The sequence below is a fragment of the Streptomyces sp. MUSC 14 genome (genome assembly GCF_001866675.1).
Classification (GTDB): domain Bacteria; phylum Actinomycetota; class Actinomycetes; order Streptomycetales; family Streptomycetaceae; genus Streptomyces.
Map to the genome: position 1 here is coordinate 138,110 of NZ_MLYN01000050.1, position 6,191 is coordinate 144,300.

Annotated in this window: 6 protein-coding genes; 1 reads left to right on the top strand and 5 read right to left on the bottom strand. The window is 69.9% G+C overall.

Going from position 1 to position 6,191, the window contains the following annotated elements:
• Positions 1 to 145 precede the first annotated feature (145 nt).
• The 5 genes from BIV25_RS30740 to rpsB all read right to left on the bottom strand — a co-directional run bounded on the left by BIV25_RS30740 (position 146) and on the right by rpsB (position 4,926).
• Entirely contained in the window at positions 146 to 1,288 is a 1,143-nt protein-coding gene (locus BIV25_RS30740; protein ID WP_071375724.1) for a phosphatidate cytidylyltransferase, read from the bottom strand.
• The gene (frr, locus tag BIV25_RS30745) at positions 1,288 to 1,845 is read right to left on the bottom strand and encodes a ribosome recycling factor (protein ID WP_071375743.1); all 558 of its coding nucleotides are present in this window, start codon (positions 1,843 to 1,845) and stop codon (positions 1,288 to 1,290) included. The genes BIV25_RS30740 and frr overlap by 1 nt, the downstream gene beginning before the upstream one ends.
• A 175-nt stretch (positions 1,846 to 2,020) precedes the next feature.
• Entirely contained in the window at positions 2,021 to 2,779 is a 759-nt protein-coding gene (pyrH, locus tag BIV25_RS30750; protein ID WP_071375725.1) for a UMP kinase, read from the bottom strand.
• Positions 2,780 to 3,007: 228 nt separating this feature from the next.
• Positions 3,008 to 3,844 (bottom strand): translation elongation factor Ts, encoded by an 837-nt coding sequence (gene tsf / locus BIV25_RS30755; protein ID WP_071375726.1) that lies wholly within the window; start codon positions 3,842 to 3,844, stop codon positions 3,008 to 3,010.
• A gap of 182 nt (positions 3,845 to 4,026) precedes the next feature.
• Entirely contained in the window at positions 4,027 to 4,926 is a 900-nt protein-coding gene (gene rpsB, locus BIV25_RS30760) for a 30S ribosomal protein S2 (RefSeq protein ID WP_071375727.1), read from the bottom strand.
• Positions 4,927 to 5,199: 273 nt separating this feature from the next.
• Between rpsB and BIV25_RS30765 the strand changes: the two genes are divergently transcribed.
• Entirely contained in the window at positions 5,200 to 5,787 is a 588-nt protein-coding gene (locus BIV25_RS30765) for a murein hydrolase activator EnvC (RefSeq protein ID WP_256256291.1), read from the top strand.
• Positions 5,788 to 6,191 lie beyond the last annotated feature (404 nt).

Sequence of the window (6,191 nt, forward strand, 5' to 3'; positions counted from 1 at the left end):
TCCAGGCGGTCCATGACGTGCCCATGAGCCGCGTCCGCGGCGCGGCACCGTGGCCCACCTCAGCGGCCCACGACCCGCCGGCCCGGACCACAGGCCCCGCCCCACGAGCAGGACGCGGCCCCTGAAGCCGGCAGCCGAGCAGACCTCACGCCGACCCGACGAACACCACCAACAGCAACCACACCACCGGCGCGGTCGGCAGCAGGGAGTCCAGGCGGTCCATGATGCCCCCGTGGCCCGGGAGCAGGGTGCCCATGTCCTTGATGCCCAGGTCGCGCTTGATCATGGACTCGCCGAGGTCGCCGAGCGTGGCGCTGGCCGCGACCGCGAGGCCGAGCAGCAGGCCCTGCCACCAGGTGCCGTCATCGATCAGGAACTGCATGCACAGCGCGCCCGCGACCATCGCGAAGGCCACCGCGCCCAGCAGGCCCTCCCGTGTCTTGCCGGGGCTGATGCGCGGGGCCAGCTTCGTCTTCCCGAAACGCCAGCCGACCGCATAGGCACCGGTGTCGCTGACGACCGTCAGGAGGAGGAAGGTCAGGACGCGCCACGGGCCGTCGTCGGCCGTCAGCATCATCGCGACGAACGTGGCGAGGAAGGGCACGTAGAACGCCGCGAAGACGCCTGCCGTGACGTCCTTGAGATAGCCCTCCGGCGGTTCCGTCATGCGCCAGACCAGGACCGCAAGTGCAGTGAGCGCCATGGCGACCCAGGCACCCTCGGCGCCGCGCACGTACCCGGCGACCACCATCGCCGCGCCGCCCACCGCGAGCGGCACGAGCGGCGCCTTGATCTCCTTGCGCTCCCGCAGCCTGCTGGTCAGCTCCCACAGCCCCACGACCACGGCGACCGCGACCACGCCGACGAACACGGCCTTGTAGACGAACAGGGACGCGACGATCACCACACCGAGTCCGACGCCGACCCCTATGGCCGCGCTCAGGTCACGGCCCGCGCTCTTCTTCTGCGGCGCTGGCGCCGGCTGGGGGGCGTCGGGCATGGGCTCCGGATTCTGGTTCTCGGCCGAGAGGGACCCACCCGGTGCGGGCTCGGGCCGTACCTCGTTGTGGAACGGGGGGCCGCTCGGCCGAGCGGCCCCCCGGCCGTCCTGGTCTCCGCCGTACGCGGGCACGTCGGGCACGATGGGCATGGGGCGAGTGTGCTGCGCCTGAGGCGCATCGTACGCGGGACCCGCCGGGGCGGCTCCCTGGACGGGCCCGCCCCCGGTGGGCCCCCAGTAGCCGGCCGGACCCGCCGCCCGCGGCGCCCCCCAGGAAGAGTCGCTCATCAGACTTCGAGCAGTTCCGCTTCCTTGTGCTTCAGGAGCTCGTCCACCTGGGCGACGTACTTCGCCGTGGTGTCGTCCAGCTCCTTCTCAGCACGACGGCCCTCGTCCTCGCCGACCTCGCCGTCCTTGATCAGCTTGTCGATGGTGTCCTTTGCCTTGCGGCGCACGGAGCGGATGGACACCCGGGAGTCCTCCGCCTTGCCCTTGGCGACCTTGATGTAGTCGCGGCGCCGCTCCTCGGTCAGCTCGGGGAACACCACTCGGATGATGTTGCCGTCGTTGCTCGGGTTGACGCCCAGGTCGGAGTCGCGGATGGCCTGCTCGATGTTGCGCAGCGCGCTCTTGTCGAACGGCGTCACGACCGCCATGCGCGGTTCCGGCACGGAGAACGAGGCCAGCTGGTTGATCGGCGTCAGGGCACCGTAGTAGTCGGCCACGATCTTGTTGAACATCGCCGGGTGCGCACGGCCGGTGCGGATCGCGGCGAAGTCCTCCTTGGCGACCACGACGGCCTTCTCCATCTTCTCCTCGGCCTCGAGGAGGGTCTCTTCGATCACCACTTGCTCCTGCGTGTCTTGAGTAAGGCCCGGCTGCGGTTCCTCGTCGGGGCGGCGGCCGGCTGCGTCGCGTCTTCTTCCTGCACGGTTCCCGACCGGCAGGACATTGTCCATCCCCCGGCCAGGGGCCGGCCCCGTCACGGGGCCGTGCACCACCGGCCGGATCGATGCCGGATCAGTCCCGGCTGCTCTGGTCGCCGACCAGCGTGCCGATCTTCTCACCCTTGACGGCCCGAGCGATATTGCCCTCCGCGAGCAGCTCGAAGACCAGGATCGGAAGCTTGTTGTCGCGGCACAGCGTGATGGCGGTGGCGTCGGCGACCTTCAGGTCGCGGGTGATGACCTCGCCGTAGCCGAGGGCGTCGAACTTGACGGCGTCCGGGTTCCGCTTCGGGTCGGAGTCGTAGACCCCGTCCACGCCGTTCTTGCCCATGAGCAGCGCCTCGGCGTCGATCTCCAGGGCGCGCTGGGCGGCGGTGGTGTCGGTGGAGAAGTACGGCATGCCCATACCGGCGCCGAAGATGACCACGCGGCCCTTCTCCAGGTGGCGCACGGCGCGCAGCGGGATGTACGGCTCGGCGACCTGGCCCATGGTGATGGCGGTCTGCACCCGGCTGTCGATGCCCTCCTTCTCCAGGAAGTCCTGGAGGGCGAGGCAGTTCATGACCGTGCCGAGCATGCCCATGTAGTCGGAGCGGGCCCGGTCCATGCCGCGCTGCTGGAGCTCGGCGCCGCGGAAGAAGTTGCCGCCGCCGATGACCACCGCGATCTCGGCGCCGTCCCGGACGACGGCCGCGATCTCACGGGCGATCTTGTGCACCACGTCCGGGTCCACGCCCAGGCCGCCCCCGCCGGAGAAGGCCTCTCCGGACAGCTTCAGCAGAAACCGGCCGCGTACTTTGCCGTCGTCGCTCTTCTGGGCCTTGGTGGTCATGGGAGATCCCGCCTCTTTCACGTGTTGCACATACGAAGAAGGCCATTGCCGGTGGGGTCGCTTTTCGCTCCCATACGCGGCAATGGCCTCCTCGTCAGATCTGCTGCCGTCCGCCTCACGCCGGGGTGGGGCGGTGTACGCGGACGACTGCTTACGACCCTATCGGGATTTCTCCCGGGATCGCTCCCGGAATCCCTTCGTGGGTCGTGCGTCGATCACGGTACGGGCTCAGATGCCGACCTTGATGCGCGCGAAGCGCTTCAGGGTGACACCGGCCTCGTCCAGGATCTTCTGGACCGACTTCTTGTTGTCCAGCGCGTAGGGCTGGCCGAGCAGCGTGGCGTCCTTGAAGAAGCCGTTGAGGCGACCCTCGACGATCTTCGGCAGGGCGGCCTCGGGCTTGCCCTCGGCGCGGGTGGTCTCCTCCGCGACGCGGCGCTCGGACTCGACGACCTCGGCCGGGACGTCCTCCTTGGCGAGGTACTTCGGCGCGAAGGCGGCGATGTGCTGGGCGACACCCTTGGCGATCTCGGCGTTCGGCTTGTCCAGCTCGACCAGGACACCGATCTGCGGGGGCAGGTCGGGCATGGTGCGGTGCATGTAGGCCGTGACGTAACCGCCGGAGAACTGCGCGAAGCGGTCCAGGACGATCTTCTCGCCGAGGTTGGCGTTGGCCTCGTCCACGAACGCCTGGACGGTCTTGCCGGCCTCGATCTCGGAGGCGAGCAGGGCCTCGATGTCGGCCGGGGCGGTCTTCGCGACGTGCTCGGCGATGGCCTTGGCCACGGCCTGGAACTTCTCGCCCTTGGCGACGAAGTCCGTCTCGCACTTCAGCTCGACGAGGACGCCGGAGGTGTTGTCGTCGGCGATGATGGAGACCACGGCGCCGTTCTCGGCGGAGCGGCCCTCGCGCTTGGCGACGCCCTTCTGGCCCTTGATGCGCAGCGCCTCGACGGCCTTGTCGACGTTGCCCTCGGCCTCGTCCAGCGCCTTCTTGCAGTCCATCATGCCGGCGCCCGTGAGCTCACGGAGCTTCTTGACGTCGGCGGCGGTGTAGTTCGCCATGAGTCTGTGAGTCTTTCTCGAAGTCTGGAAGATCTTCAGGTCGGCACGGTTCTGCGTTCCACATGTACGCGACGTACGCGCGGATCACCTACATCGTGCCGACCTACGGGTGAACAGCGGGGGCGGACTTCACCGCGCCGGGGCGCTGTGGTGCCGTACCGCCCCCGCTGTCGACGCCTGCGTCAGGCCTGCTCGCCCTCGGCGGCCTTCTCCTCGGCCGGGGTGGCCTCGGCAGCCGGGGCCTCGGCAGCGGCCTCAGCCGGCTTCTCGGCCTCGGCGGCCGGAGCCGCGTCCTCGGAGTCCGCCTTCTTCTCACCCTCGAGCAGGTCGCGCTCCCACTCGGCGAGCGGCTCGCCCGCGGCCTTCTCGCCCTTGTCACCGGTGGCGACGCGAGAGCGGGAGATGAGGCCCTCGGCGACGGCGTCGGCGATCACGCGGGTGAGCAGGGTGACGGAGCGGATCGCGTCGTCGTTGCCCGGGATCTTGTAGTCGACCTCGTCGGGGTCGCAGTTGGTGTCGAGGATCGCGACGACCGGAATGTTGAGCTTCCGGGCCTCACCAACGGCGATGTGCTCCTTCTTGGTGTCCACGATCCAGACGGCGCTCGGCACCTTCTGCATCTCGCGGATACCACCGAGGGTCTTCTCCAGCTTGGCCTTCTCGCGCGAGAGCACGAGAAGCTCCTTCTTGGTCAGACCCGACGCGGCGACGTCCTCGAAGTCGATCTGCTCAAGCTCCTTGAGGCGCTGCAGACGCTTGTAGACGGTCGAGAAGTTGGTGAGCATGCCGCCCAGCCAGCGCTGGTTGACGTAGGGCATGCCGACGCGGGTGGCCTGCTCGGCGATGGCCTCCTGCGCCTGCTTCTTGGTGCCGACGAACATGACCGTGCCGCCGTGGGCGACGGTCTCCTTGACGAACTCGTAGGCGCGGTCGATGTACGACAGCGACTGGAGCAGGTCGATGATGTAGATGCCGTTGCGCTCGGTGAAGATGAAGCGCTTCATCTTCGGGTTCCAGCGACGGGTCTGGTGACCGAAGTGGACGCCGCTCTCCAGCAGCTCCCGCATCGTGACGACGGCCATGGCCGTATCTCCTCGAATTTCTCGGTTGTGCCGCGTCCGCCGGACGGCGGTCGCGCCTGACGCCCGCGATGCGCCGTGCCGCAAAGGACCGAGAGGCGCTGACACCGACCGCTTGGCGGCCCGGTGTCGGGGCGTGCGAAGTCGACCCGGTGACCCGGATCGCCAGAAGAAGTGTACGGGACCGCCGGGGCACCGGGTGACGCCGCTCTCCACAACCGGGGAGTCGTCCACAGACTCCGGCCATGATCGGCGGGGCTGCGGGACGGTGTGCGCATGCGACGAACGATGCGATACGCCCTGGTGCCGGTGTCCGTGCTCCTCTGCCTGGCGGTGGCGGCCCTCCTGCCCCGCTGGGCCTGGGCGGACCCGTCTCCCCCGCCCCCACAGGCCCCGGTGCCCCGGATCGCCCGTACCTGGCCAGTGGGCGTACGGCCGCCGGTCCTGCGCGGCTGGGATCCCCCGGCGTCGCCCTACGGCCCGGGCCACCGCGGCGTCGACCTCTCGGCCCCGCCCGGCGCGCCGGTCCGGGCAGTGGCACCGGGCCGGGTGTCCTTCGCGGGGCGGGTGGCGGGACAGGGCGTGGTGTCACTGGACCTGACGGGCACGGCCCTGCGCACCACATACGAGCCGGTCAGCCCGTCGGTGCGCAAGGGCGACGAGGTCCACGCGGGAGAGGTAGTGGGCACACTCGAACAGCCGAGCACCCCCCACTGTCCGACAGCATGCCTCCACTGGGGACTGCTGCGAGGCGGGACATACCTGAACCCACTGTCCTTGCTACCGCCGTGGCTTCGAGAGAGCGGGCCGTCGAGACTGCTGCCGGTGCTGGACGTACCGCTGCCGGGTGGTGAGGGGCGGTAGCGGAGGCGGTCGATCACGATGCGGGGGCGGTCACGCTGCGCGGGCAACGGGGTGACGGAGCGGCAGGCAACCGGGCTGCGGGAGCGGCCGGGCCGCGCGGGCGCAGTCATGCCGCGGGCAATAAAAGGGCGAAGCAGCGGCCGATCGGGCTGTGGGAGCGGTCGGGCCACATGGACGACGGGGCGACGGAGCGGCGATTCAGCCCGGGGTCGCACCGCGGGAGCGGTCGGCCCGGCCGACGCTGGGACTGCGGGCGAGCGCGCGCTGACCGGCCACCGCGGTGAACAGTCGCGCCAAGCCCACGGAGCCACAGGCGGTCGCGCCACCGGAGTGGCGAAGCCGCAGGCAGTCAGGTCGCCGGAGCGGTGAAGTTGCGGACGTCCCCGGCGCCGGGGCGATGCACT